Source organism: Phyllobacterium sp. 01N428 (assembly GCF_056399405.1).
This window is the reverse complement of the sequence record NZ_JBFTRH010000005.1, coordinates 228,208-254,466: the sequence shown is the minus strand read 5'-3', so window position 1 is coordinate 254,466 and position 26,259 is coordinate 228,208. Positions and strand designations below refer to the sequence as shown.

The following is a 26,259-nucleotide window of genomic DNA, read 5'->3' as shown; positions in this document are numbered from 1 at the left end:
CACCGATAAGTTGCAGAAACGGGGCTGTTGCTTCTATCATAGGTCATTCGCGAACATCGTGGTCGTGCCAGAATATGAAATCGTCTTCTCGATCGTTTTGGACACGGCCCCTTCGAGTCCATCTCGGAGTGATCATCGTACTGCTGCTTATCGGCGTGTCAGCGCCGTTGCTGTGGCTCGGGTTCGACCGGGCACGGCAGGCTGCTCTTGCTGCGATCGACGAGCAGATGGCCTCGCTTTCCGAACGTATCGTTGACCATTATCGGGTGCTGTTCTCCGATAAACTGGCTTTTGTAGGCCTTGTTGGCGTCCTCGACTCATTTCGTGCGCCGCCCCCCGACCAGCTTGCAGAAAAGATCGAATTATTAGCTGAAGCTGCGCTTCTTGCACCGGACCTCGACAGTTTGCAGGTTGGCTATCCCGACGGATCGTTCATTCGAGCCTTCAACTTCCACAAGGACGAGCAGTCGCGGGCGAACTTGAAGCCCCCGGAAAACGCAACGATTGCCATTCAGATCATCGCTCCCGGCAATGGCGGCCACCCCATGTCGACCTGGCGTTTCCTAGACGAGAAGCGCCGCGTTCTTGAGATCCGCGACCCGGTGATCGCGGACTATGATCCACGCCAGCGCCCTTGGTACAAGGCAGCAATCGCGGCTGACGGCAACGTCGTGAGCCCAATATATGCGATGCCGCTAACCGGCAATCAGGTGAAGACCTTTGCCGTTAGCCACGCATCGGATCCGAGCGTCGTCGTCGCCGCCAATATCCGGCTTGGCAGCATCGCCGATTTCCTGGCTGACGAACGCATCTCGCCCCGCTCGACCGCTTATGTTTTCGATACGGACGGCAAGCTCATTGTTCATTCCGACACCCGGATAATGAATCGCCTTCTGGCGAGCGCCGAGGGCGGCGCCGTTCCGGATGTTTCTGCGCTTGCAACGCTCGACCCGCTGCTCCCAACGTTGATGCAGACGATTGGAAGCGGGAAAAGAAAGGGTGCGACCACATTCAGCGCGGGTAACGAGACCTATGTGATGCTCTTCGTTCCCGTAGATTTCACCTCTGTCTTGAAAGGCAGCATGATCGTGGTGGCGGCGCCACAGTCCGATTTCACCACTGAAACCAACGTGCTCTTGCGTCGGGGATTGCTGACGGCGCTGGCCGTTCTGGCCATCGGCCTTGCGATGGCCATCCTCGTCTCGCGGATGATCAGTGCTTCGCTGACCAAACTCACTGGCCAGGCCCTGCGGTTGAAGGATCTGGATTTTGCTCCCGTCAAACCGATCCGCTCTCGAATCTCCGAAATCGGGTCCCTCGCATCGGCGCTCGCCTCCGCGCGCGCGGCCATTGCCACCTTCGGCCTCTACGTCCCGAAGGAACTTGTCCGGCGTGTCGTTGAGTCGGATCTGCTTGGCGATCGGAGCGCCACGCGCCAGGTGGTGACGGTGCTCTTCACCGACATACGCGACTTCACCACCCTCTCCGAAAGTAACGAACCGGAAATGGTGGTGGCGCTCCTGTCCGATTATTTCGACCTCATAAGCCGGGGCGTGCGCGAGAGCCACGGGACCATCATCCAGTTTCTCGGCGATTCGGTCTACGCCATGTGGAACGCGCCCGTCGCCGATGAGGATCACGCGGCTAACGCCTGCCGCTGCGCCTTGCGATTGAAAGCCGACCTCGAGGTGTTCAATTCTCGCCAACGCGAAGCCGGCTCCCCGGAGTTCGTCACGCGTTTCGGTATTCATACTGGCGCTGCGGTTGTCGGTAACGTCGGTGCGGAGGACCGGCTGCAATACACGGGCATGGGCGATACAGTAAACGTCGCATCGCGGCTCGAGGGCCTCAACAAGGAGTTCGGCACGCTGATCCTGGTGAGCAGCCATACTGTAGAAGCCTGCGTCGACCGATTTGTCTTCCGGTCACTCGGCGCACGCGCGGTCAAAGGGCGCAAGGGTGCGCTCGACGTGTTCGAACTCGTTGGGTTGCGCACGGAAAATTGTCCGGCAGGATTGGATCAGGGGTCCGAGACACCGTCCGCGCCAAAGTAGCTTCACGCTGCAGAAATGGTTAATTTGCGTTAACTATAAAGTTCTTGACGCGACTCGGTTCTTTCCCCAGTTTGGTTACGGTTTTTAGGGGTATACAGTTAGTTTAACGTTAGAGGAATGTGGCGGTGTTAGTGCCGCAAAGCAGCGTTAAATTGTTGTCCGGCGTTACCCCTTTGGTTTTTCTATCGAATCGGCGCATGGTTTTCCTGCATCGAGGCGATTTGGTTTAGACGATGCAGGATAAATACGTGAACATGATGAACGCGGTACAGACAGGACCACAGGACAGCGCGCAACCGGCGGGCGCTGCATCTTTGTCTGCTACCCTCTCCGCCGACCGGGCGATTGCCGCCGATGCCGAAATGCTGTCGGCGCAGCTGCAGGCCATGCGCAATCGTTTGTTTCCGCCGACGGCGCAAAAGACCTTACGCAAATTCACCAGTGGCGAGGCTGCAAGGCTCATCGGCGTGTCGGACGGCTATCTGCGCCAGCTCTCGCTTGCCGGAGAGGGCCCACAGCCCGAAACCGGCAGCGGCGGGCGCAGGCTTTATTCCCTCGCCGAGATCAACGCATTACGGCGTCACCTCGCCGAGGCCGGAGGCGCCAAAGCGAAAACCTACCTGCCGCATCGCGATCCGAAGGCGGGCGAGCATATGCAGGTGATTGCCGTCACCAACTTCAAGGGTGGGTCCGGCAAGACAACGACCAGCGCTCACCTCGCCCAGTACCTGGCAATGTCCGGTTTGCGCGTGCTTGCGGTCGATCTCGATCCGCAAGCGTCGATGTCCGCATTGTTTGGCTATCAGCCCGAACTTGACCTGACTGGAAATGACACGCTCTACGGCGCGATCCGCTACGATGGCGACCGCCGCCATTTGCGGGACATTATCTGCAAGACCTATTTTGACGGCCTCGATCTCGTACCGGGCAATCTTGAACTCCAGGAATTCGAGCACACGACCCCGCAAATGCTGGCCGACCGCCAGCACGGAACGCACCAGAGTGTCGAGCAGCAACTGTTTTTCGCCCGGGTTCAGGCGGCATTGGACACGGTCTCCGATGACTACGATGTCGTCGTTATCGACTGCCCGCCGCAGTTGGGGTTCCTGACGCTCTCCGCGCTTTGTGCCGCGACCTCGGTTCTGGTTACGGTGCATCCGCAAATGCTGGATGTTGCGTCAATGAGCCAGTTCCTCTTCATGACGGCAGATCTTCTCGCAGTTGTCCGCGAAGCGGGCGGTGAATTGAACTTCGATTTCATGCGTTATCTGATCACCCGCTTTGAGCCGAACGATGCACCACAGCAGCAGATTGCAGGCTTCCTGCGCTCGCTTTTCGGCGACCGGGTGCTGACGTCGTCCGTGGTGAAGTCGACCGCGTTCTCCGATGCGGGCCTGACCAAGCAAACGCTGTACGAAGTGTCTCGCGACAGCTTTACCCGCGCCACCTACGACCGAGCGATTGAGTCGCTCACATCCGTCAATGCCGAGATTGAGGGCCTGATCGCCAAGGCCTGGAACAGGCCAGGGTGAGGGGGCGGTGATGGACAAGAACCGCAGGGACCAGTTGAAAGCCTTGTTCGGGACGGTTGAAACGGTGCCGCAACCCGAAGCAAAGCCGGCAGAAGCTCCGGCGTCGCAGCCGCCCGGCAACGTCGAACCGCTGAAGCCGCGCGCGGCTTCAGGCGCCGTGAAAGCCATGGGACTTTCGCTCGGAGGGATTTCGCGCGAGCTGGAGGATGCCCGCCGCATCAGGGATAGTTTTGAAGGCAGCGAACGCATAGTCGAACTCGATCCTGCCCTGGTTGAAAGTTCCTTCATCGAGGATCGCCTCAGCAGCGATTCGCCACTCGATGAAAGCTTCGAAGAACTCGTCGAAAGCATCCGCTCGAACGGCCAGCAGGTACCAATTCTTGTGCGGCCGCATCCGGACAAGCACGGAGTGTACCAGACGGCCTATGGACATCGGCGCCTGCGCGCTGCAGCGCGGATTGCCAAACCAGTGCAGGCGATCATTCGCGATCTTACCGATGTGCAACTCGTCCTCGCGCAGGGCAAGGAAAACACCGAACGGCGCGACCTGTCTTTCATCGAACGCGCATTTTTTGCCAGCAACCTGGTGGAACGAGGCTTCGAGCGGGGTCTTGTGCAAGACGCGCTGTCGATCGACAAGGCTGAAATGACCCGCTTCCTCCAGGTTGCTGCGGCTGTTCCGGCCCCGATCGTTCGTGCAATCGGGCCCGCACCGAAAATCGGCCGCCCGCGTTGGATAAGGTTTTCCGAACTGCTGCGGCCGGAAGAAGCGCGCAAGGCGGCACTTGCCGAAATTGCCACGCCGGTCTTCAAGGGTGCGGATAGCAACGGACGGTTCAACCGGCTCTTCGAACTGCTGTTGAAGCAGGAAAAGCCTGTCGTACTTCCCGTTGCGACGGCTCAGGCGATACCACAATCCGGCAGGAACACTGCCGCGGTCGCTCGTCTTCAGACAGACAACGGCAAGAAGACATTATCCTTTGCCGAGCACGCGCCCGAGGGCTTTGCCGAGTTTGTGGTCAGCGAGCTCGATGCGCTTTTGAACAGGTTCAAACAACAGAAGCGGGGCTGATACCCGCCACAGATCTTTGCGTAAGCGTAAAATCCGAGAGAAACCGAGAGAAGGAACAACGGCAAGAAAAAAGGCCCCCAGAACGTCACCGCCCCGGAAGCCCTCTTCAATGTAGCAATTCGAGAGAATCACTTCCGCCCAGACTTGTCAAGAGTCGGACGCGTTCCGGCAACACCTTTCCCTTGCCTCAATTTGAGGTAAAGACATGACTGACCGTTTCGCGACCACGCCGTTTGGCGGGCGTTCGCTGTCGTATGCCATGCTCGCCGCGCAGGAAAAGACTGCGCGAGCCCGCGAAAGAATGGCAGATGCGAAAGCTGATCATCCAGAAAAATGGCCGTTGCTGCGCTCGCTCACGGAAGCGCGCGCAGCCTTTTTCCTGTCCGACCGAGCCATTGCGGTTTTGGAAGCGCTGCTCAGCTTTCATCCCGAGACGTTGCTCGACGGCAGCGCGCCCTTGATCGTATTTCCATCCAATGCCGAGCTGTCGATGCGCACGCGCGGCATGGCGCCGGCAACAATCCGCAGACATCTGGCGTCTCTGGTTGAGGCCGGCCTGATCATTCGACGAGATAGTCCGAATGGCAAGCGCTATGCGCGGCGGGGAGACACGGGCGAGATAGAACACGCATTCGGCTTTGACATCTCGCCGCTGGCCTTACGCCATGCCGAAATTGAAGCCCACGCGGGTGACGCACGCAACCTTGCGCGGGCCATCCACCGCATACGCAGTGAGATTACAATTCACCTGCGCGACATATCGAAAACGATAGAGGCTGGATTGAGCGAGGGCAGGCCTGGAGCCTGGACGCAATATGCTGAGGAGCTTGCTGCCCTGTCAGGACGGGTAGGGCGCAATTTGCCGCTGGAGACCCTCGAGCGGCGGTGTGACGCGCTGACTGCGTTACGTGTGCGTGTGGAGAAAAGCTACCTGGCTTCACTCTCAGATGAAGAAATGAGCGCCAGTGACTCCTCTTTTGAGCGCCATATTCAGAATTCAAATATAGACCACCAATTTGATAGAAGCCCAGAAAAAGGGCTGAAGCAATCCGCGGCACCGCGGGCGGAGACAGTGAGCAGTGGCAAAACGGCGGCATTAATGAAAATGCGCAAGCAGCTTAATGCCGCGCGGGGCAACCGGAACCACCCGCAGCCGGATGGTCGCAAATCAATGAGTGAGCCCGGCACAGCGCAGGTGCCGCTCACCGCCGTGTTGAGTGCCTGTCCGCAGATAGGCGACTACGCCCGCGCTGGAATTGCCGACTGGCGCGATCTGGTGCAAGCGGCCGGCGTCGTCCGGTCGATGCTTGGTGTTTCGCCTGATGCCTGGGACCGGGCGAAAGCGACTATGGGTGAGGTGAATGCCGCCATTACCGTCGCCGCAATCCTCGAACGCGTTGGCGACATCCGGTCCCCCGGCGGATATTTGCGAGCGCTGACCGAGCGCGCGGAAGACGGCTTGTACTCCGTCGTTCCCATAATCAAGGCGCTGGGGGGAAGTTCGCCGGCGAGGCTGGAATGATGCGGAGGCGTTGGTTGCGGCGGGCGCGTTCCCGGCTGGACAATTCAATCTTGCAATTAGGCGTTGCAAGGAATAGGCATATGCTTCTCGGGCAAACCACCATGCAAGTGAAATCCTGGTGCGGCCCGGGAATGAATACTAAGATAGCTATTTATCTGCATGATATTTCGATAGCGAGCGGGCGGTCAGCATTTTCTGTAGAGGTTTGGCCCGCAATTTTATTTTATCGATTTTTTCGTGCGTTTTAGGATCGGTTCCATGAATATTGCGGACGCGGATGCGCAAGATCCTCATAATCCACGACAGGCAAGGGGCCCTGGCATCCCGCTCATTGCGCTCGTTGGTCTTCCCCTCGTGCTCCTTCTGTTCCTGGTCTTTCTCGGGATAGGCTGGGTCGTTCAAACCGAGCGGACCAACCAGAGTCGCATCTATTCAGAGCGCACAGCGGAAATACTGGCTGGAGATATTGCCGGACAGTTAGGCCAGCTCATTTCGCCGACGAGCGACTATGTCGAGGCCCTGCGCGCCGAGATCAAATCCGCATCGTGCCGGACCGCCGCTTGTGTCTTCGCGATCGTCAAGAACCATGCGGCCGCTCCAGATACGATCCCACCCGAAGCAGCCTATGTGGCCTTTGGCGCAGAAAGCGGACAATTCTTCGGGATCTTCAAGATCAATGCGCATGACGACAAGCTGCTTGGGCGTGCGCAGACCGACGCGAATGATCCGACCCGGCTGGACCTCATCAGTCCAACGAATACCGTGACTGTGAAGCCTTATATTCTTCACGACCGCGGCTGGTACCAGGGCGGCGGCATCAGGCAGGAACCAATCTGGAGCGCCCCGTTCAAATATGTGGCGCCGGGAAATGCGCCTGAGATGCTGGGCGCTTGGGCAATGTCGCGGATCGTCAGGGTGGATGACCCCGACGGTAAGCTGCTCGGTGTCATTACGGCGGATGTGGATCTTCGGCCCATCGGTGCATTCCTTCAACAAATGACCGGCAAGGCCTTTGCCAATCTTTCGATTCATACACGATCCGGGGAATTCATCGTTTTCAGGGACGGCCAGCTTCAGGTCATATCCGATGACTCCAGCGCTGCGAAGATCGAGGACGGGCTGATCTCGAAGGAAGTGGCACTGCCGATGAGCGATCTGAAGGGTTGGAGTCTGACGCTCACGCTGGGGCCGGAACTATCGAAGCCGGCGCTTTGGGGACCGAGTACACCGCTCCTCCTGATGGTCGGACTGCTCGCCAGCCTGGCCGTTGCTGCCTATACAGCTTCGTACGTTGCCAATCCTGTGAAGCGGTTGTCGCGTGCGGTCGTCGAGGTCAGCAATCTCAAGCTGGACACGCCGGTGAATGTCGAAACCAATGTAACGGAGATCGCTGCGCTCGCGGGAGCGGTAGAGCGTATGCGCGCGGCGCTTCGTCGCAACCAGAATCGCCTTGAATTCCTCGCCTATCACGATCCTGCAACGGGCCTGCTCAACCGCGCCGGATTGAGCAATGAATATTCGGGAATGATTGCGCGCTCCGGTCAAATCGAACTGGTTCTCATCAAGATCCCGAACTACACTCATATTGGCGGCGTTTTTGGCGGCACCGCTCTTGCGAACATCATTGCTCGAAACGTTGCTCGCATAAGGAACGAATACCCTGACAGCATCGTCGGCAACGTAAGCGAACACGAGACCGCCTTCCTTGCTTGCACCGCCTCGGGGCTTGATCATCTCCAGCTCGACAATCTTCTCAAATCATTGCGTGAGCCTTATGAACAGGCGGGCATACGTTGCGCGGTCGAGATCGTTGCTTCAGTCAGCATCAAGCAGAGCGAGCAAACCGACTTCGACCTATTGCTGCGCCGTGCCAACGGTGCACTCCACTACGCGGAGAAAACGCAAAGCGAAGGCGCCATCTGGTATAACCCGGCATTGCTGCATGATCTCGAAGAGGAACTCGATGCAACCGGCAACGTGGCACTTGCCATCATGGGCGGCGAGTTCTCGGTTGAATTCCAGGCGATCGCCGAACTCAAAACGAGGTTGATCGATTCCGTTCAGGTTTTTGGTGTTTGGAATCATCCGCAACTTGGTGCGATCAGGCAGAAGGAGTTTTTCTCGATTTTCGAGAAGAACGGCTCCATTCGCGATGTCGGGCTTTATATCATCGGCGAGGCATTCAAATTTCTGCGGACATTCAAGACGCTTCATCCGCAAGCGCCGATGGTCGTTTGTATTAATCTCTCGCAGGTTCAGCTTTTTGATCCGCTCTTTGTCGAACGCGTAACGGAGTTGCAGCGAGAGTGGGATGTCGACGGTGCGGACGTCATGTTTGTCATCGTCCGCAATGCTTCGAGCCTTGAGGACGCACAGATCGTGCGCACCCTCGACAAGCTTCAAACACTCCGTTTCCGCCTTGCGGTCGATTATTTTGGCTTGGACAATGCCAGCCTGGCGGCGATGACAGCTGTAAAGTCCGAATGTCTGATAGCCGGTCCATCATTGCATCGAAATATTGACCGGCCCGGACGGGAACGGACGCTTCTACGGGCGATCTGCAGACTTGCCGCCGATCTTGGCATGTATACCGCCGCCGTTGGTGTCAACAATGCAGCCGATATTGAGCCGCTTATTGAATGCGGCTGCACCTACGGCATGGGGCCGCTATTCGGACGCGCGGTTTCTGCTGAGGCGTTCCTAGATAATTTCGTGAAGAAAGCCGTGGAACTCCGCCAGCATATGGGACACGGCAGCCATTCGTAGCGTTTGACTCCGATTAATGATCAGTCTGAAACATCTTAGTCGACACGACCCCGCGCAGCTACGGGTGTGACTTCGACAACCTCGTTGCCTGAAATCAAAACCACTTCGTCAAAAAGGTTCGATACGACACATGCGTGGTTGGGGACGATCCGAACCCGGTCACCAATCTGTGGCTTGCGGGCGCAACCACTCACATCGACAATGCCGTGCTCTTCACTCAAGGCGGTGATGACGGCATCGGGAAATTCGACGATGCGACCGAACCCCTCCATGCCGAAAGTGTCGCTGGACAGCGATTTTGAGCCTGCATCGATAATCGCGCGCGTCTCAGTCGGACAACTGACTACGGTAGCAAGTACCGTCAGGGCACAGTCGTCCCAGGTTCCCACGCCTTTCGCAACCTGGAAGCGGTCCATGTAGATGTAGGTGCCAGGGCGATGCTCGGTTGCGCTCGTCACTTCATGCGCTCGCCACATATCCGGCGATCCGCCATTGGAAATGATGCGCGGATCGAGCCCGGCATCGGCTGCTTGACGCTTCGCTGCGGCGAGAAAAGCTTCGTTTTCTTCGACGGCACCGGTTTTCGGGTAGGTCATGAAGCCACTGAAGCGCAAACCGGTGCAACCATCGACGAGCCTGGCGAGTGTCAATGCTTCGTCCGGCGTCTGGACGCCGCATCGGCCCATACCGGTGTCGCATTCAATGAGGACGTTCAGCGGTTTGCCCGTATCGCCGAACGCCTCGGCGAGGCCCCGGATCGTCGTCTCGCTGTCGGCCGTCACGGCAAGGGTAACGCGCTCGTTCAATGCCACCAGGCGGTCGAGTTTTGCCTCGCCGAGTATGTTGTAGGGGAGAAAAATGTCCGTCAGCCCGGCGTCGGCCATGACCTCGGCCTCCCCAAGTTTCTGGCAGGTGATGCCAACGGCGCCGAGTTCAACCTGGCGCTTTGCAAAGCGTGGCAGCTTGTGCGTCTTAATATGCGGGCGAACGGCAAGGCCATGGCTATTGGCATAGGCCTGGAAGCGTTGCAGATTGGCGTCGGCCCGATCCAGATCAATAAGGACTGCGGGTGTATCAATTTCGGCGAGGTTCACGGGACTAATCTCCAAGCGGTAGGTTGGGCGCACCGGTCTTGTGCAGGCCCTGCAGGTTCTTGATGCGCCGCATGCGTTCGACGGCGGGTGCGCCGATGCGCTCGGCAATGGTCATCGCCAGCATATCGGTCATCGCGAGCAAGGCATAGCGGGCAGGGGAGGGGCGATATACGTTCGTACCCTCATCGATGCTAAGCGGCAGGATCACCTGTGCAGCGGCAGCAAGTGAAGAGCCGGGGGCCGTTATCGCAATGGTCTTTGCCCCGTAACGTCCGGCGATGGTTACGGCTTCGATCAACGGCCTGACTTCACCTGACAGCGAATAGGCGACGATTGCCGTTTCCTTGTTGCTGGTTGCGGCAGTCATCTGCTGCATTTCGCCGTCGATGGAAGATGATGCCCTGAGCCCCAGCCGGAACAGGCGGTTTTCAAGTTCCGTCGCTGCCATCGACGAAGCACCGCCCGAGCCGTATGCGCGTATCATTCCTGCATCGGCGACGATGGCGGCTGCGCGTTCGAGGTCGGTGCGGTCAATTCGCTGGATCACATGGCCGATCGCATCAAGCGCACCGCTGGATATGATCGTCGGAATATCGTTGTCCTTATGAGCGGGTTCCGCCACGATAAAGCGTCCGGCTACGGCCAGCGATTGCGCCAGCTTGACCTTAAATTCACGCGTACCCTCAAAACCCAGCATGCGGCAGAAGCGGGTTATTGTCGGCTCGCTGACGCCCGCCTTCTCGGCGAGAAGCTCGATCGATGCATGCGTTGCAAAATCCGCATCGGCCAGAATCGCAGCCGCAACCCGCTGATCCGAACGCTGCCCGGTATCGGCAATGTCCCTCAGACGGGCGACGATGTCGAAATGCGGGGCGGCCATTTCAATCAGATCCGGTTGCCGGTTCTGCGATCGAACACGTGTACTTTATCCGGGTCGATCGACAACTTCATGAGGCTGCCAGGCTCGGGCGCAATTCTGTCGCGGAAAACGCAACGAACGCCAACGCCGTCGATCGTACCGAAGATGTGCGTTTCCGAACCTGTCGGCTCCACAACCGCGACCTGATAAGTGAATCCCTCACTGTCGGCCGCAAGCCGGAAATGCTCCGGACGAATCCCGATCTCGACCTCTTGCCCGGAAACCGCAGTTGTGGAGCCGACAGGTATGGTCGACCCATCCGCCATGCGCAGGCGCGGCGCGCCGTCGCCGCGTTCGATGGTCCCCGGAATGAAATTCATCGCCGGTGAGCCGAGAAAGCCAGCAACAAACTTGTTCACGGGCTTGTCATAGAGTTCGAGCGGCGAACCTGACTGCTCGATGCGGCCGCCATTCATGACGACGATCCGGTCGGCCATGGTCATCGCCTCGATCTGGTCGTGTGTCACGTAGACCATGGTCGTCTTCAACTGCTGGTGCAGGGCCTTCAGTTCGGTGCGCATCTGGACGCGCAATTTGGCATCGAGATTGGAAAGCGGCTCGTCAAAGAGGAACAGATCAGGTTCGCGCACAATGGTGCGACCCATGGCAACACGCTGGCGCTGTCCCCCCGAAAGCTGGCGCGGCAGGCGGTCGAGATAATCGTGAAGATTGAGGACCTCAGCCGCCTTGTTGACCTTGGTGTCGATCGCATTGGCAGCTTCCCGCCGGATCTTTGGGCCAAATCCAATGTTCCTGCGGGTCGTCATATGCGGGAAAAGCGCATAGCTTTGAAACACCATGGAGATATTGCGCTGCTGCGGCGGCAGTTTGTTCGATAGGCGGTCGCCGATCCACAACTCGCCCTCGGAAATGTCGTCGAGCCCGGCGATCATGCGCAACAGGGTGGATTTGCCGCAGCCGGAGGGGCCGATGAGCACGAGGAACTCGCCGTCTCGGACGTCGAGGTCAATGCCATGCAGGACATTCATCGCACCGTAAGACTTCACGAGTTTCTTGATCTGCAGTCCGGCCATGCTGCTACTCCCCTGCAAGAACGTCGTTGATAAAACGCAGATTGCCGGCAGTCAGGCCGGCATCGACCGCCAAGGCCGTGCCGGTAATACCCGAGGCAGCCGGCGAGGCGAGGAACACGGCTGCCCTCGCTACCTCTTCAGGCGTCACCATCCGCCCGAGCGGATAATGCGGCAACACCTTGGCCAAAAGGCCCGGCTCCTTCTGCAGGCGATGATCCCAGGCGGGCGTACGGACAGAGCCGGGGCAGATGGCATTCGCGCGGATTCCGTAGCGGCCGCGTTCGACGGCGAGCGCCTTTACATAGGAGATCAAACCGGCCTTTGCGGCGGAATAGGCCGGATTGCCGAAATGGCTGAGACCATTGACCGAGGAAATGAAGACAATGCTGCCGCTGGCTCGTTTGCTCATCGCATCGACGATCGGAGCCGTCACGTGGTATGCGCCGTTCAAATTGATCGCTACCTCGCGATCCCAGATCGCGCCATCGAGTTGATCAAGCGTCTCGCCGCGAGTGAAACCCGCATTGTTGATGAGGATATCGGGCGTACCCTTCGCCTTGATAAATTCCCGAATGGCATTCGTCGTTGTTCCAGCTTCGCTCAGATCGAAGGTCAGGCGATGCGCAAGGTCGAGGTCGGCCATCGTATTTGAATGCTGATCCGCTCCTGACACGACGGCGCCTGCGGCGCGGAACGCTGCCACAAGGGCGCGGCCGATGCCGCCCCCCGCTCCGGTAATGAGGACGGTCCTGTTCCTGAGCCCGAGAAAGTCGTCGACACTTGCTGAAGTCATGCACTGACCTATGAATCTGGACTGATTTGCGATCTGCTCGCTCCGCCCTCAGCTAAGAACCGAGCGTGAAAAAAAGCAACATAAAAATCTTGCCTATGCGCAAAAATCCCACTTGCATGAAATTAAATTACATTTGAAGATGACGCCGCCGAAGAGCAAGCTGACGGAACTGTTGGAGCAAAAGTCCGAACAGCGTTGCAACGAGAAAGCGCTGCCGCGTGTAGCTTTAAAAAGGGGTTACCAATGACGATCAGACAAAAAATCTGCCTTCTTGCTGGAGCGAGCCTGATTGCTTTCAGCACCAGTGCAATTGCCGAGACGACGGTGCGCGTTACCATCGCCGAATACAGCAAGGGCACAGGCCCTTACTTCGAAGAGGCTGCAAAGGCATTCGAAGCAGCAAATCCGGACACGAAAATCCAGATCGAAGTCGTTCCGTGGGACAACCTGCAGCAGAAGTTGACCACGGACATTTCCGCGGGCGCAAATGCGGACCTTTCCATCATCGGCACGCGCTGGCTTCTCGACTACGTCAAGGAAGGCATCGTCGCACCGCTCGACGACCACATTACTCCCGACTTCAAGGCCCGCTTCATTGACACGTTCCTGTCGCCATCGGTCATGAACGGCAAGGTCTATGGCCTGCCGATCGCCGCCTCGGCACGCGCGATGTATTACAATAAGGATATCTTCGCCAAGGCGGGCATTGATACACCGCCGGCCACATGGGCCGATTTCAAGACGGACGCGGAAAAGATCAAAAAGCTCGGCGGCGAGACCTATGGTTTTGGCCTGCAAGGCAAGGAAATCGAGACCGATGTCTATTTCTACTACGGCATGTGGTCGAACGGCGGCGAGATCGTCAAGGACGGCAAGTCGGGCCTCGACTCCCAGGCGGCGATCGATACGGCGAAGCTCTACAAGAGCTTTATCGACGAAGGCCTGACGCAGCCTGGCGTTACCTCTTACTCGCGTGAAGACGTGCAGAACCTCTTCAAGCAAGGCAAGGTTGCAACCGTTATCACTGCACCGTTCCTTTCCAACCAGATCAAGACGGAAGCACCGAACCTGAAATATGGCGTCGCGCCTATCCCGGCCGGGCCAAGCGGTGACAAGGGCACCTATGGCGTGACCGACTCCATCGTGCTCTTTGAAAATTCCAAAAACAAGGAAGCTGCCTGGAAATTCCTCGACTTCATTTTCACCAAGGAGCAGCGCACCAAGTTCGACAAGGTAGAGGGCTTCCTGCCGGTCAATGCCGAAGAAGCAAAAGACCCTTACTTTGCCGACAATGCGGATCTGAAAGTCTTCACCTCGCTTCTACCGAACGCCCGGTTCGCGCCGGTTATTCCAGGCTGGGAAGACATTGCGCAGACGACCTCCAATGCGATCCAGAAGATCTATCTCGGCCAGGGCGATCCCGAAGCTACGCTCAAAGAGGCTGCTGCTAAGGTCAACGAGACGCTGAAGTAAGTTTGCTCGGGGAGGCGGATCAAGCCGCCTCCCGATTTCCCTTCACGCTCAACGCTCGAGGAATTCAAAGCCGATGCAACGGGCTACAGCACCCTATGTCCTGATCTTGCCGAGCTTCATCCTGGCCGCCGCCATCATCCTTTGGCCGCTCAAGGAAATCATTTCGCTGTCACTGCACGATGTAAACCGCTTCGGCATGATCCGCGATTTCATCGGCCTGCAGCATTTCCGCGTTCTGTTCGCCGATCCCGATTTTATCGCAGCGACCTGGCGCACGCTTTTCTGGACAGCATCCGTGGTCATTGGAACCCTGCTCATATCGGTGCCCATTGCGCTCATTCTCAACGAGGATTTTTACGGCCGCGGTATCGCGCGCATATTGATCATGTTGCCTTGGGCGATCTCTCTGACGATGACTGCTATCGTCTGGCGCTGGGCGCTCAACGGTGAAAGCGGCATGCTCAATTCGGCCTTGCGCGGCCTTGGCCTCATCGACACCAATATCCAGTGGCTGGCGGAAGCTTCGACGGCATTCCCGATGCAGATATTTATCGGCATCCTCGTTTCTATACCTTTCACGGTAACCATATTCCTTGGCGGCCTGTCCTCCGTGCCCGACGATCTCTATGAGGCTGCGGCAACAGAGGGTGCGGGAAGCTGGGATCAGTTTCGCCTGATCACGCTGCCGCTCTTGCGCCCCTTCATCAATATCGCTTTCGTCCTCAACACGATCTATGTGTTCAATTCGTTCCCGATCATCTGGGCGACAACGCAGGGCGGTCCGGCCAATTCGACCGATATCCTTGTTACCTACCTTTACAAGACCGGCTTTCGTGTCGGCAAACTCGGCGAGGCCGCGGCCGTTTCCCTGATCATGTTCGCGATCCTTCTGGTCTTTACGATCATCTATGTCCGGCTGGCGATGCGGGAGGCGAAATCATGAGCGCGAAACTCAAACGCTCCATTCTCTTCTGGATTTTGCTGTCGCCGATCGTCGTCGTGATACTCTTCCCTTACGCCGTGATGACGATCAGTTCGCTGAAATCCGCCACCGAAGTACTGACGCCCAACTGGTGGCCGACCGAACTGCACTGGCAGAATTTTCCTGAGATGTGGCGGACCTCCGGCATAGCGCCGGCCCTCGCCAATTCGCTCTACGTTTCGGCGCTGTCAACGGCTTTGACGATCCTTGTCTCAATCCCGGCGGCCTATGCCCTGAGCCGCTACCAGTTTGCCGGGCGCGACGCCTTCCGCCAGTTCCTGCTGGTCTCGCAAATGCTTTCGCCCATCGTGCTGGTCATCGGCCTGTTTCGCCTCGTGGCCGGCGCCGGCATGATCGACAGCCTCAATGTGCTCGTCGTCATCTATACGGCGTTCAACATCGCGTTCTGCGTGTGGATGTTGCAGAGCTATTTTTCGACCATACCGCGCGATCTTGAGGAGGCCGCGTGGATGGAGGGTGCCAGCCGCTGGCGCACGCTGATCAGCGTGTTCCTGCCGCTCGCGGTGCCGGCGATGGTGGTCACGGCGATCTTCACCTTCATCAATGCGTGGAACGAGTTCGTCATCGCATTGACCATGCTGCGGACCGAGGGCAGCTACACTTTGCCGATCCGCGTTTTCTCGCTCGTAGCCGGCCGCTATACTGTCGACTGGCACTATGTCATGGCAGCCGCTTTCGTCGCTTCCGTTCCGGTTGCGGTCCTCTTTGCCTGGCTGCAACGCTATCTGGTGCGGGGCCTCTCGATCGGCGCCGTCAAATAACAGAAAGGATTTTCATGATGACGAAGCATCACTTCGGCACGTCCCACGTTCCGCTTTCACCTGCAGTGCGGGCAGGCGACTTTATTTACATTTCGGGCCAGGTACCGGTCGGAAGCGATGGCACTGTCATCATCGGCGGTATTGAAGCACAGACGAAGCAGGTCATGGACAACGTCCAGTCGGCGCTTGCCCTTGCCGGCGCGGAGCTTTCGGATGTGGTCAAGACCTTCGTCATTCTTGAAGACGCCCGCGAGTTCGCCGCTTTCAACAAGACCTATGCCACCTTTTTTCCTAATAACCCGCCGGCCCGGACGACCATTGAGGCGCGCTTGATGATCGACATCAAGATCGAAATCGAGGCGATCGCCTACAAACCGCTCTGACACTGAAATACAGGCCTACCATGCGCATCTTTACCGCGTCGTTCGCGACCGAAACCAACACGTTCTCACCGGTACCGACAGACCGCGCCAGCTTCGAAATGGCGTTTTACGCGGCACCGGGAGAACATCCTGAAACACCGACGCTTTGCTCGGCGCCCATGGTCGTGCTGCGCAAGCGGGCGCGCGAGGAAGGCTTCGAGCTCATCGAGGGCACGGCGACCTGGGCCGAGCCGGGCGGACTCTTGCAGCGCAAGGCCTATGAGGAGTTGCGCGACGAAATCCTCGGCCAACTCCGCGCAGCGCTGCCTGTCGATGGTGTTATCCTCGGATTGCACGGAGCCATGGTTGCCCAGGGCTATGACGACTGCGAAGGCGACCTTCTCGAACATATCCGCGCCATCGTCGGTGCTGACGTGCTGATCGCCTCGGAGTTGGATCCCCACAGCCATCTTACGGCCAAGCGTGTCCATAATGCCGATATTCTCGCGGCCTTTCTCGAGTTTCCGCACACCGATTTCTACGAACGCGGCGAGCACGTGGTCGATCTTGCCTTGCGCGCGCTGAAGGGCGAGATCAAGCCGGTAATTTCGACATTCGATTGCCGGATGATCGGCGTCTATCCGACGAGCCGGGAGCCCATGCGTTCATATGTCGACCGCATGAAAGCATTGCACGGCCGTAACGGCATTCTTTCGGTGTCGCTTATCCATGGCTTCATGGCGGGCGATGTGCCGGAGCTTGGCACGCAGGTGATGGTTGTCACCGACAATGATCCGGCCAAAGGTGCGGCACTGGCCGAAAAGCTTGGCATGGAACTTTTTGCCCTGCGCGGAACAACGGCAATGCCGATGCTCGACACCGAAGCCGGTCTTGACGCAGCGTTCGCAGTCGCTGCCAGGAAATCAGGCAAGCCCGTTGTTGTCGCCGACGTCTGGGACAATCCGGGCGGCGGTGTCGCCGGTGACGGCACGCTGATCCTGCGCCGGATCATCGAGCGCGGCATCGACAATGTCGCGGTCGCAACCATCTGGGATCCCATCGCCGTCACTTTCTGCCTTGCGGCGGGGGAAGGCGCGCAGATTCAGTTGCGCTTCGGGGGCAAGGCCGGGCCCGATGGCGGCGCGCCGATCGATGCCCGTGTGACGGTCGTGAAGGCCGTCGCGGAGGGATGGCAAAGCTTTGGCAAGAGCCGCGTTACGCTAGGACCCGCCGCCGTTGTCCGCCTCGAAGGCACCGACATCGAGGTTATCCTCAACACCAACCGGACGCAGACGTTCGAGCCGGATATTTTTTCCAATCTCGGCATCGACCCGATGCGCAAGGATATGCTGCTGGTCAAATCGACCAACCACTTTCATGCGGGTTTCGAGCCGGTGGCCGCTGAGATTATCTATATCGACGCCGGCGCGCCTTATCCTTCGAATCCGCGGAAAACCAATTACCGCAAGCTGGCGCGCGAGATCTGGCCGAGGGTGGAAAATCCGTTCTAGGTAAAACGATCAAGTTTGGCGGTTTCAGGCGGCGCGTGGCGATCGGATAGGTCATCCGCGTCGCCCGTAAATCCTGCAAGAAGCTGACCAAGGCTTGGTATCCTCGAAAGACGCTCATATTCCTGGAATGATATTACAAGGGCCACTTTGCGCCCTTGACGCAGGAACACGGTTGGCTCTCCCGCGACGGCTTTGTCGACGATGGTCGACAGCGTTTCCTTGGCCTCATCCAGATCTGACTCGCGCATATCCTCCACCTTTCCGGAACCCACTCACGGGCAATTTCCGGAGCCGCAATCGACACTATTATCGCCATTTCGCAAAAGCGCGAAACAGGGTTTGACTCCCATTGGCTTTCATGCTGAATTGGCACAATGGTCCAACCAATTTAGGCGTTGTCCGCGTGATCAGTCCGATCCTTGCTCCAGTGCACACATCATCGCGCGACGACGCGGTTTTGCACGCGTTGGTCGATTTCGTGACGGGTGAGAGGCTGAAGCCGGGCGATCGCTTGCCCACAGAACGCGTCCTGGCCGAGCATTTGAAGGTCAGCCGGACGACCGTGCGGGAGGCGCTGACGCGCTGGCAGGAACTCGGCCTCGTGGAGCGCCGCCAGGGGAGCGGCACCTACCTCAAGGCAGCCGTTACCCGCAACATGCTTCACCTGCCGCTGACCCTGCCTTCGGGCAACGACTTCAATAGCCTCATGCACACGCTTGAAATTCGACGCGGCCTGGAGGCGGAGGCCGCCACGCTGTGCGCCGAGCGCGCGAGCGACGCGGATATTGCACTGATCGAGCAGAAGCTTATCCGCATGGAGAGGGTTTTCCACGAACGCAACGGCATGTCGGCGGAAGAGGACTGGGAGTTTCACCTTGCCGTGTTCCGTACGTCCGGCAATCCCCTGTTTGAGCAGATAATCGCTGCGATGTACGAGATGTTCCACCGCTTCTGGGAGCACCCGCTCGGGGTGCGCGATTTCGGACATGCGAGCTTCCCCTATCACCGCACGCTTTTCAACGCGATAGCGGCGCGCAATCCCATCGCTGCCCGCGGCGAGGCGCTGAAACTCATTGCGACCGTCGAGGACGACCTCAAGCGCGGCAACGCGAACCTTAAAAAGCAGACCAAGAAGAGCAAAGAATGAGCGACAATCCATATTTTCACGATCAGGAGATAATGGCGCAGGCGGCAACGCTTCTTGCCCATGACGAGCCATTCCCGGGTGGCTCGGTAGTGCCGCCGATCTACCAGACGTCGCTGTTCACCTTCGACAATTACGCTGCGATGGCCGACGCCTTTGCCGGGCGTAAGCGCCAGCCCATGTACTCGCGCGGTGACAATCCGACGGTGATGGAATTCGAAAGCAAGATTGCCGCGCTGGAAGGCGCGGAGGCAGCGCGGGCCTTTTCGAGCGGCATGGGCGCTATCAGCGCCATGGTGCTCGCCTTCGTCGGGGCAGGGGATCGGATCGTTGCCGTGCGCAACTGCTATGGCGACGCCTATCGCCTGTTCGAGCGCCTGTTGCCGCATCTCGCAATCAAGGTGGATTATGTCGACGGCTCGGATCCCGATGCGGTCGCTGCCGCGTTGCCCGGGGCCAAATTGCTCTATCTCGAAAGCCCGAGCTCGATGATGTTCGAGTTGCAGGACATCGCCCACTATGCGCGGCTCGCCAAGCAACACGGCGTCGTGACGACCATCGATAATTCCTGGGCGACACCGCTCTTCCAGAAGCCCATCACCCATGGCATCGACCTTGTGATGCATTCGGCATCGAAATATCTCGGCGGCCATAGCGATACGGTTGCTGGCGTCGTTGCCGGATCGCGCGAGATGATCGACCGCATCAACGGCCGCACCTATTCCTATCTCGGCGCGAAACTCTCGCCCTTCGAGGCCTGGCTCCTGCTGCGCGGCCTGCGCACCCTGACCCTGCGCCTGCCGCACCACATGAAGAGCGGTCTTACCATCGCTGAGCGGTTAAGGGCGCATGAAAGCGTCGACCGCATCATGCATCCGGCCTATTCCAACCATCCGGGCAAGGCGACCCTCTCCGGCTACTCGGGACTGTTTTCTTTCGAGGTGACTGAAGACATCGATGTTCCGACCTTCGTCGATGCGCTGAAACTCTTCCGCATCGGCGTCAGCTGGGGCGGTCACGAAAGTCTCGTCGTACCGGCGCTGGCCTCGCTGCAGCAGACGCCGGACGCCAATTCGATCGGGCGCTTCGGCGTAAGCCCGCGAACCATCCGCCTGCATGTGGGGCTCGAAAGTGTCGAGGAACTATGGGCGGATCTTACCAACGCATTGGCAAAAGCCAAACGCTGAACTTCTGAACTGTCTAAAAAATGGGAGCTAGACAATAATGCAAAAACGAATGGGAACATTTCTGGCGGGCGCCATCGCAGCGCTGTCAATGACGGTATCGGCGGCCTTCGCCGATGCGACGATCAAGATGGTGGAAGTGATTTCGAGCCCGCCGCGCACCGAACTTCTGAAGAAGCAGATCGCAGGATTTGAGCAGGCCAATCCGGGCGTGAAAGTGGAGCTCGTATCGCTGCCCTGGGGCCAGGCGTTCGAGAAGTTCCTGACCATGGTCCAGGCTGGCGACACCCCCGATATCGTCGAGATGCCGGAGCGCTGGATGGGCCTTTACGCCAATAATGGCCAGCTTGAGGATCTCGGGCCCTACATGGCCAACTGGAAGGACGCGGCAACGCTGGGCGACCGCGCCAAGCAGTTCGGCTCCGTCGTCGATAACAAACAGTACATGATTCCATACGGCTATTACGTCCGCGCCATGTTCTGGAACAAGAAGCTGTTCGAACAGGCTGGCCTCAAGGAAGCGCCGAAGACACTCGACGAATTCATGGAAGCCGACAAGAAGATCTCAGCGATCCAGGGCAAGTATGGCTACTGCCTGCGTGGCGGACCCGGCGGTTTCAATGGCGTGCAGATGTTCATGAACATCGCCAATGGCAAGGGTGGGTATTTCAACGACGACGGTACCGCGACACTCAACGAGCCTGGCGCTGTCAAGGGCCTCGAAATGCTGGCCGATATCTACAAGAGCGGCTACGCGCCGAAGGATAGCGTCAGCTGGGGCTTCAACGAGGTTGTGACCGGTTTCTATTCCGGAACCTGCGCCATGCTCGACCAGGATCCGGACGCTCTGATCGGTATCGCCGAAAAGATGAAGCCTGAGGATTTCGGCGTTGCGCCGCTGCCTACCGGGCCGAATGGGAAGTCCTATCCGACCCTTGGCTATGCCGGCTGGGCGATGTTTGCAAATTCGAAGGTCAAGGACGAGGCCTGGAAGCTCATGGGCACATTGCTGTCGCCCGAGGACAATATCGAGTTCGCCAAGAATGTCGGGGTTCTGCCGATCCACAACGGCGCGGACAAGGACCCCTATTTCGGTTCGGAAGCCTTCAAAGGCTGGTTCCAGGAATTGAGCGATCCGAAGACCTTCGAATTCGTTACGCCGCCGACGCATCTCGAAAACCTCGGCAATTTCTATGACTCGGTTTCGGTCAAGAATTTCCAGGAAGTCCTGCTCGGCCAGAAGACGGCGAAAGAGGTCGCCGACGAGTGGGCTGCGTTCCTGACCGAACAGCAGCAGGCCTGGATGGCCAAGAACAAGAAATAACGTCACCTGCAACGATGCTCCGGCGCGGACCGTGCCGGAGCATTTCTTTTGATTCGCCAAGCCGGAAACAAGGCGGCGAATTCGAACGACATCGAGATGAGGGGTTCGATAGGTATGGTCATGCAATCGACAGCGGCAGGCTTGCCGCAGAAGGGCGGGAGGGGCGGCGAGAAGCGAAGCTTTGCCGATGCCTTCGAACCATGGGCCTATATGAGTCCGGCACTCGTATTTCTGCTCCTCGTTCTTGTGGTACCGCTGATCTTCGGCATCAGCTATTCCTTCCGCAAGTTTTCCGCCTTCAAGTCTGAGTTTGTCGGACTCGCGCAATACCAGGCGATGCTACACGACAAGGTGCTGGGCGAGGCGCTGATCAACACCCTCTGGTGGACGGTCGCGAGCCTTTTCTTCCAGTTCTTCCTTGGGCTTGGCCTCGCACTGCTCCTCGATCGCAATTTCGCCGGCAAGAAGCTGGTCCAGGCCATCGTCTTCCTGCCATGGGCGGTGCCCTCGTTTCTTTCGGGTCTTACCTGGGCCTGGCTTTTCAATCCGATCGTCGGGCCTCTGCCACACTGGCTCTATGCGCTCGGTCTCAAGTCAGAGCCGACCAATATCCTCTCCGATCCCGCGACAGCCATGTGGGGGCCGATCATCGCCAATGTCTGGTTCGGCATCCCGTTCTTTGCGATTACCCTGCTGGCGGCGCTGAAGTCTATCCCGTCGGAACTGCATGAAGCCGCCGCGATCGACGGCGCCAATCCATGGCAACGTTTCACCAAAGTGACCTTGCCGTTCCTTGCGCCTACCATCGCCATCACGGTCATGCTGCGGACAATCTGGATCGCCACATTCGCCGACCTCATCTACGTAATGACCGAGGGTGGACCGGCGGGTTCCACCAATACTGTCGCGACCTACATCTATGTCAGCGCATTCAAGACGCTCGACAAGGGCTACGCATCGGCGGTTGCCGTACTCCTCCTCGCGCTCCTCATCCTCTACGCGGTCGTTCTGATCCGTATCCGCAAAGCACTCGTGAGGTATTCCTGATGATCGCCGGACGCTCGCGCAATGCCCGGATCTTCGGGGCCATAGGTCTCTATGGCGCAGTCGGGGCCTATGTCATTTTCGCCCTGTTCCCGCTGTTCTGGACGCTGAAGATTTCGGTGACGCCGCAATCGCTGCTATATTCGGAAGGCATCACGATGTGGCCATCGACCTCGACGTGGGAAAACTACGTCACCGTGCTGCGTGCCACCGATTTCCCGCGCTACTTCCTCAACAGCGTCATCGTTTCGGTAATAACCGCTGCGCTGGTGACGGTCATAGCCTCGGCTGCGGGTTATGCCATGTCGCGCTTCTCATTCCATGGCAAGACAACCGTCGCCGTGACGCTGCTCCTGACCCAGACATTTCCGCTGGTGATGGTCATTCCGCCGATCTACCGTATCATGGGTCAGCTTGGGCTTACCAATAGTCTCACCGGGCTCATCATCATCTACACCGCCTTCAACATCGCCTTTGCTACATTCCTGATGCAGTCGTTCTTCGACGGTATTCCCAAGGACCTAGAGGAAGCCGCGATGATCGACGGCTGCAGCCGCTCACAAGCGCTGCGCAAGGTCATCATTCCGCTTACACTGCCCGGTATGGGCGCAACCCTCGGCTTCGTCTTCACCGCCGCATGGAGCGAACTTCTGTTCGCGCTGATGCTGATCAGCAGTGACAGCCAGAAGACCTTTGCCGTCGGGCTCCTCACCTTCATCGGCAAATTCGCCGTGGACTGGGGGCAGATGATGGCGGCTTCGGTGCTCGCGCTCATTCCGGCCTGCCTGTTCTTCGCCTTCCTGCAACGCTACCTCGTGACCGGCCTGACCGCCGGCGCAGTGAAGGGCTAACCAAGGATAAATCCCATGGCTTCTGTCACCATATCGAATGTTCAGAAAAACTACGGCGCCATGAACGTGCTGTCCTCCGTTGATCTCTCGATCGCCGACGGCGAGTTTGTCGTCCTCGTCGGCCCATCGGGCTGCGGCAAGTCCACGCTGTTGCGCATGATTGCGGGGCTGGAAGAAATTTCTGCCGGCGAAATCAAGATCGGCGATCGTGTCGTCAACGATGTCGCGCCCAAGGATCGCGACATCGCCATGGTGTTCCAGTCCTATGCGCTCTATCCGCATATGGACGTAGCGGCGAACATGGGCTTCAGCCTCTTGCTGCGCAAGACGGCCAAGGACCTCGTCATGAGCCGCGTCGGCAGCGCCGCCAAGCGTCTCGGCCTCGACGTGTTCCTCGAGCGGCTTCCGCGTCAGCTCTCCGGCGGTCAGCGCCAGCGCGTCGCCATGGGGCGGGCGATCGTGCGTGATCCCAAGGTCTTCCTCTTCGACGAGCCTTTGTCCAACCTCGACGCAAAGTTGCGCGTACATATGCGCACCGAGATCAAGGCGCTGCACCAGCAGTTGAAGACGACGTCCGTCTATGTCACCCACGATCAGGTTGAAGCCATGACCATGGCCGACCGTATTGTTGTGATGCACGATGGCGTGATCCAGCAGGTCGGAACGCCTCTCGAACTTTACGACCATCCGGCGAACCTCTTTGTTGCCGGCTTCATCGGTTCGCCCGGGATGAACTTCCTGCCGGCCGTTGTCACAAACCAGAACGGAACGAGTGCCGCGGAGCTTGCCGATGGCCAATTCGTACCGCTCCGGCGGGAACTCAACCTTACCGACGGGGACAGGATTGTCGTTGGCGTACGGCCGGAAAACATCGAGATCGGCGGGGCGGATAATTTGAAGGCCAGGATCGAGGTCATCGAGCCATTGGGCCTCTCGACGCAATTCTATACGAAGATGGCGGATCAGCAGGTATGCATCTTCGCCATGGGGCGCACCGATCGCGCTCCGGGCGATATGATCGGCCTCGGCGTCAAGCCGGAAAATGTTCACGTCTTCCACGCCAAGTCGGGCATGAGATTGGCCTAAGGCGATCGTCGCCTTTTGCGAAAAAAGGGTCTGGAATAATATTTCGTTGTTTCGGCGATTTCTGGTATTGCTTTCGCCGTTTAACAGATTTTGCTGGCTGGGAATGCCTATGCAGCAGCCAAGCAAAGTGACATTTTCCGATCATTCGCCGAAAGGCTAAAACAATGGATGGAAACAAATGAACTGGCTGAAATCGCTCCTCGTCATCGGCGCTCTCGCAATCGTGCCCGCACAGGCCCATGCAGAATCGAATCTGGAAAAGATCAAGGCGGCGGGTGTCCTGAAGATCGGCACCGAAGGCACCTACGCGCCGTTCACCTATCATGACGCGGCCGGCAAGCTCGTCGGCTTCGACGTGGAGATCGGCGAGGCGATCGCCAAGAACCTCGGCGTCAAGCCACAGTTCCTCGAAGGCAAGTGGGATGGCCTCATCGCCGGTCTTGACGCGAACCGCTATGACACAGTCATCAACCAGGTCGGCATCACCGAGGCTCGCAAGCAGAAGTATGATTTCTCCGAGCCCTATATCGCCTCCAAGGCTGTTCTCATCGTCAAGGGCGACAATGCCGATATCAAGACCTTCGCTGATCTGAAGGGCAAGAAATCGGCGCAGTCCCTGTCGAGCAATTTCGGCAAGATCGCGCAGGAAGCGGGCGCCGAGCTCGTTGGTACCGATGGTTTCGACCAGTCGATCCAGCTCGTCCTCAACGGCCGCGCCGATGCAACAATCAATGACAGCCTGTCGTTCCTCGACTTCAAGAAACACAAGCCGGACGCCAATGTGAAGATCGCCGCCCAGCAGGAAAATGCCGACTTCTCCGGCATCATCATTCGCAAGAACGAGCCGGATCTCCTGGCTGCGATCAACAAGGCGCTCGAGACAATCAAGGCGGACGGTACCTACAAGAAGATTGCCGACAAGTATTTCGGCGAGGATGTCTCCAAGTAACACCCGTTTACGACCGGCGCGATTTGCGCTCTAAGAGGGCAGGGCATTTGTCCCTGCCTTTTTCCTATTAAAATACGGGCTCACCAGGGAGAACCGGATTTGACCCATTGGCTGACACTGATGCTTGAATCGCTGCCCTCGCTGCTCTGGGCAGGATTGGTTTTCACCATTCCCCTGACGTTGCTCTCCTTTGTCCTGGGGCTGGCTGTCGGCCTGGTCGCAGCGCTCGTCCGCTTGTTTGCCCCGGCACCCTTTGCAGCGGTCATCAAGTTCTATGTGTGGATCATTCGCGGCACCCCGCTTCTCGTCCAGTTGTTTCTGATCTTCTACGGTCTGCCAAGCGTCGGTATCGTACTTGATGCGTTCACCGCCGCGTTGATCGGCTTCACGCTCAATATCGGTGCGTACACGTCGGAGATCTTGCGTGCGGTCATTTCCTCCGTGCCCAAGGGGCAATGGGAAGCTGCCTATTCGATCGGTATGAGCTGGGGGCAGGCGATGCGTCGCACGATCCTCCCCCAGGCCGCGCGGGTCGCCGTTCCGCCCCTGTCCAATACCTTCATCTCGCTGGTCAAGGATACTTCGCTTGCCGCCGCAATCACCGTGCCGGAATTGTTCCAGGCAGCGCAGCGCATCGTTGCAACCACCTATGAACCACTGATCCTCTATGTCGAGGCGGCGTTGATCTACCTCGTGATGAGTTCGGTCCTGTCATCGCTGCAGGCGCGGCTGGAGACGCGCCTCAATCGCTATGGCGGCTTCCTGGAGGCGCGCTCATGAA

At 58.4% G+C, this 26,259-nt stretch carries 23 protein-coding genes; 18 read left to right on the top strand and 5 right to left on the bottom strand.

The window, feature by feature from the left end:
- Window positions 1–128: 128 nt before the first annotated feature.
- The 5 genes from AC1DNI_RS14765 to AC1DNI_RS14745 all read left to right on the top strand — a co-directional run bounded on the left by AC1DNI_RS14765 (window position 129) and on the right by AC1DNI_RS14745 (window position 8,946).
- Window positions 129–2,054 carry an adenylate/guanylate cyclase domain-containing protein gene (locus tag AC1DNI_RS14765; RefSeq protein ID WP_477692375.1) on the top strand — a complete coding sequence of 642 codons (1,926 nt, stop codon included), beginning with the start codon at window positions 129–131 and terminating at the stop codon, window positions 2,052–2,054.
- Window positions 2,055–2,302: 248 nt separating this feature from the next.
- On the top strand, window positions 2,303–3,586 hold the full coding sequence (gene repA, locus AC1DNI_RS14760) for a plasmid partitioning protein RepA (RefSeq protein WP_477692374.1): 1,284 nt from the start codon (window positions 2,303–2,305) through the stop codon (window positions 3,584–3,586).
- A gap of 10 nt (window positions 3,587–3,596) precedes the next feature.
- Window positions 3,597–4,658, top strand: a complete 1,062-nt coding sequence (gene repB, locus AC1DNI_RS14755) for a plasmid partitioning protein RepB (RefSeq protein ID WP_477692373.1) — start codon at window positions 3,597–3,599, stop codon at window positions 4,656–4,658.
- Between the two features lie 205 nt (window positions 4,659–4,863).
- Window positions 4,864–6,180 (top strand): plasmid replication protein RepC, encoded by a 1,317-nt coding sequence (gene repC, locus AC1DNI_RS14750; protein WP_477692372.1) that lies wholly within the window; start codon window positions 4,864–4,866, stop codon window positions 6,178–6,180.
- Window positions 6,181–6,438: 258 nt separating this feature from the next.
- Complete coding sequence (locus AC1DNI_RS14745; protein ID WP_477692371.1) at window positions 6,439–8,946, top strand: EAL domain-containing protein; 2,508 nt, start codon at window positions 6,439–6,441, stop codon at window positions 8,944–8,946.
- Window positions 8,947–8,981: 35 nt separating this feature from the next.
- On the opposite strand, the gene AC1DNI_RS14740 is transcribed toward AC1DNI_RS14745, so the two are convergent.
- Genes AC1DNI_RS14740 through AC1DNI_RS14725 form a run of 4 tightly spaced genes read right to left on the bottom strand, consistent with a single transcriptional unit; the run spans window position 8,982 to window position 12,786 of the window.
- On the bottom strand, window positions 8,982–10,055 hold the full coding sequence (locus AC1DNI_RS14740; RefSeq protein ID WP_477692370.1) for a D-TA family PLP-dependent enzyme: 1,074 nt from the start codon (window positions 10,053–10,055) through the stop codon (window positions 8,982–8,984).
- Complete coding sequence (locus AC1DNI_RS14735) at window positions 10,045–10,920, bottom strand: MurR/RpiR family transcriptional regulator (RefSeq protein WP_153669929.1); 876 nt, start codon at window positions 10,918–10,920, stop codon at window positions 10,045–10,047. The genes AC1DNI_RS14740 and AC1DNI_RS14735 overlap by 11 nt, the downstream gene beginning before the upstream one ends.
- Window positions 10,921–10,925: 5 nt before the next feature.
- Window positions 10,926–11,993: an ABC transporter ATP-binding protein gene (locus AC1DNI_RS14730; protein WP_477692369.1), complete on the bottom strand. Its 1,068-nt coding sequence runs from the start codon at window positions 11,991–11,993 to the stop codon at window positions 10,926–10,928.
- A 4-nt stretch (window positions 11,994–11,997) separates the two neighbouring features.
- Window positions 11,998–12,786 (bottom strand): SDR family oxidoreductase, encoded by a 789-nt coding sequence (locus AC1DNI_RS14725; protein WP_477692368.1) that lies wholly within the window; start codon window positions 12,784–12,786, stop codon window positions 11,998–12,000.
- A 243-nt stretch (window positions 12,787–13,029) separates the two neighbouring features.
- On the opposite strand from AC1DNI_RS14725, the gene AC1DNI_RS14720 reads away from it, so the two are divergent.
- The 5 genes from AC1DNI_RS14720 (at window position 13,030) to AC1DNI_RS14700 (ending at window position 17,896) form a co-directional block, all read left to right on the top strand.
- Window positions 13,030–14,259: an ABC transporter substrate-binding protein gene (locus tag AC1DNI_RS14720; protein ID WP_477692367.1), complete on the top strand. Its 1,230-nt coding sequence runs from the start codon at window positions 13,030–13,032 to the stop codon at window positions 14,257–14,259.
- Between the two features lie 73 nt (window positions 14,260–14,332).
- Window positions 14,333–15,202 carry a carbohydrate ABC transporter permease gene (locus AC1DNI_RS14715; RefSeq protein ID WP_477692366.1) on the top strand — a complete coding sequence of 290 codons (870 nt, stop codon included), beginning with the start codon at window positions 14,333–14,335 and terminating at the stop codon, window positions 15,200–15,202.
- Window positions 15,196–16,023, top strand: a complete 828-nt coding sequence (locus AC1DNI_RS14710) for a carbohydrate ABC transporter permease (protein ID WP_228020142.1) — start codon at window positions 15,196–15,198, stop codon at window positions 16,021–16,023. The genes AC1DNI_RS14715 and AC1DNI_RS14710 overlap by 7 nt, the downstream gene beginning before the upstream one ends.
- Window positions 16,024–16,037: 14 nt before the next feature.
- On the top strand, window positions 16,038–16,406 hold the full coding sequence (locus AC1DNI_RS14705) for a RidA family protein (protein WP_477692365.1): 369 nt from the start codon (window positions 16,038–16,040) through the stop codon (window positions 16,404–16,406).
- 20 nt (window positions 16,407–16,426) lie between these two features.
- Complete coding sequence (locus AC1DNI_RS14700; protein WP_477692364.1) at window positions 16,427–17,896, top strand: M81 family metallopeptidase; 1,470 nt, start codon at window positions 16,427–16,429, stop codon at window positions 17,894–17,896.
- On the opposite strand, the gene AC1DNI_RS14695 is transcribed toward AC1DNI_RS14700, so the two are convergent.
- Window positions 17,893–18,144, bottom strand: coding sequence for a type II toxin-antitoxin system Phd/YefM family antitoxin (locus AC1DNI_RS14695; RefSeq protein WP_477692363.1), 252 nt, complete (start codon window positions 18,142–18,144; stop codon window positions 17,893–17,895). The genes AC1DNI_RS14700 and AC1DNI_RS14695 overlap by 4 nt on opposite strands.
- Window positions 18,145–18,299: 155 nt before the next feature.
- Here AC1DNI_RS14695 and AC1DNI_RS14690 point away from each other — a divergent pair, with 155 nt between their 5' ends.
- From AC1DNI_RS14690 to AC1DNI_RS14655, 8 genes are all read left to right on the top strand, one after another.
- Window positions 18,300–19,043 carry a FadR/GntR family transcriptional regulator gene (locus AC1DNI_RS14690; protein WP_036814732.1) on the top strand — a complete coding sequence of 248 codons (744 nt, stop codon included), beginning with the start codon at window positions 18,300–18,302 and terminating at the stop codon, window positions 19,041–19,043.
- Window positions 19,040–20,227, top strand: a complete 1,188-nt coding sequence (locus AC1DNI_RS14685; RefSeq protein WP_477692362.1) for a PLP-dependent transferase — start codon at window positions 19,040–19,042, stop codon at window positions 20,225–20,227. The genes AC1DNI_RS14690 and AC1DNI_RS14685 overlap by 4 nt, the downstream gene beginning before the upstream one ends.
- Window positions 20,228–20,276: 49 nt before the next feature.
- Window positions 20,277–21,548 (top strand): ABC transporter substrate-binding protein, encoded by a 1,272-nt coding sequence (locus AC1DNI_RS14680; protein WP_477692361.1) that lies wholly within the window; start codon window positions 20,277–20,279, stop codon window positions 21,546–21,548.
- A 114-nt stretch (window positions 21,549–21,662) separates the two neighbouring features.
- Entirely contained in the window at window positions 21,663–22,595 is a 933-nt protein-coding gene (locus AC1DNI_RS14675; protein ID WP_477692441.1) for a carbohydrate ABC transporter permease, read from the top strand.
- On the top strand, window positions 22,595–23,443 hold the full coding sequence (locus AC1DNI_RS14670; RefSeq protein WP_153669907.1) for a carbohydrate ABC transporter permease: 849 nt from the start codon (window positions 22,595–22,597) through the stop codon (window positions 23,441–23,443). The genes AC1DNI_RS14675 and AC1DNI_RS14670 overlap by 1 nt, the downstream gene beginning before the upstream one ends.
- Before the next feature lie 15 nt (window positions 23,444–23,458).
- Entirely contained in the window at window positions 23,459–24,529 is a 1,071-nt protein-coding gene (locus tag AC1DNI_RS14665; RefSeq protein WP_477692360.1) for an ABC transporter ATP-binding protein, read from the top strand.
- Window positions 24,530–24,707: 178 nt separating this feature from the next.
- Entirely contained in the window at window positions 24,708–25,478 is a 771-nt protein-coding gene (locus AC1DNI_RS14660) for an amino acid ABC transporter substrate-binding protein (RefSeq protein ID WP_027232215.1), read from the top strand.
- A gap of 99 nt (window positions 25,479–25,577) precedes the next feature.
- Window positions 25,578–26,258, top strand: a complete 681-nt coding sequence (locus tag AC1DNI_RS14655) for an amino acid ABC transporter permease (protein WP_477692359.1) — start codon at window positions 25,578–25,580, stop codon at window positions 26,256–26,258.
- Window position 26,259: the final 1 nt, after the last annotated feature.

What these genes read in the sequence shown, in the direction of transcription:
- AC1DNI_RS14745 (WP_477692371.1), top strand. Translation starts at nt 6,439, where the DNA reads ATGAATATTGCGGACGCGGATGCGCAAGATCCTCATAATCCACGACAG.
- AC1DNI_RS14735 (WP_153669929.1), bottom strand. Translation starts at nt 10,920, where the DNA reads ATGGCCGCCCCGCATTTCGACATCGTCGCCCGTCTGAGGGACATTGCC.
- AC1DNI_RS14700 (WP_477692364.1), top strand. Translation starts at nt 16,427, where the DNA reads ATGCGCATCTTTACCGCGTCGTTCGCGACCGAAACCAACACGTTCTCA.
- AC1DNI_RS14660 (WP_027232215.1), top strand. Translation starts at nt 24,708, where the DNA reads ATGAACTGGCTGAAATCGCTCCTCGTCATCGGCGCTCTCGCAATCGTG.
- AC1DNI_RS14685 (WP_477692362.1), top strand. Translation starts at nt 19,040, where the DNA reads ATGAGCGACAATCCATATTTTCACGATCAGGAGATAATGGCGCAGGCG.
- AC1DNI_RS14720 (WP_477692367.1), top strand. Translation starts at nt 13,030, where the DNA reads ATGACGATCAGACAAAAAATCTGCCTTCTTGCTGGAGCGAGCCTGATT.
- AC1DNI_RS14705 (WP_477692365.1), top strand. Translation starts at nt 16,038, where the DNA reads ATGATGACGAAGCATCACTTCGGCACGTCCCACGTTCCGCTTTCACCT.
- AC1DNI_RS14715 (WP_477692366.1), top strand. Translation starts at nt 14,333, where the DNA reads ATGCAACGGGCTACAGCACCCTATGTCCTGATCTTGCCGAGCTTCATC.
- repB (WP_477692373.1), top strand. Translation starts at nt 3,597, where the DNA reads ATGGACAAGAACCGCAGGGACCAGTTGAAAGCCTTGTTCGGGACGGTT.
- AC1DNI_RS14695 (WP_477692363.1), bottom strand. Translation starts at nt 18,144, where the DNA reads ATGCGCGAGTCAGATCTGGATGAGGCCAAGGAAACGCTGTCGACCATC.
- AC1DNI_RS14680 (WP_477692361.1), top strand. Translation starts at nt 20,277, where the DNA reads ATGGGAACATTTCTGGCGGGCGCCATCGCAGCGCTGTCAATGACGGTA.
- AC1DNI_RS14665 (WP_477692360.1), top strand. Translation starts at nt 23,459, where the DNA reads ATGGCTTCTGTCACCATATCGAATGTTCAGAAAAACTACGGCGCCATG.
- AC1DNI_RS14670 (WP_153669907.1), top strand. Translation starts at nt 22,595, where the DNA reads ATGATCGCCGGACGCTCGCGCAATGCCCGGATCTTCGGGGCCATAGGT.
- repC (WP_477692372.1), top strand. Translation starts at nt 4,864, where the DNA reads ATGACTGACCGTTTCGCGACCACGCCGTTTGGCGGGCGTTCGCTGTCG.
- AC1DNI_RS14725 (WP_477692368.1), bottom strand. Translation starts at nt 12,786, where the DNA reads ATGACTTCAGCAAGTGTCGACGACTTTCTCGGGCTCAGGAACAGGACC.
- AC1DNI_RS14675 (WP_477692441.1), top strand. Translation starts at nt 21,663, where the DNA reads ATGGTCATGCAATCGACAGCGGCAGGCTTGCCGCAGAAGGGCGGGAGG.
- AC1DNI_RS14730 (WP_477692369.1), bottom strand. Translation starts at nt 11,993, where the DNA reads ATGGCCGGACTGCAGATCAAGAAACTCGTGAAGTCTTACGGTGCGATG.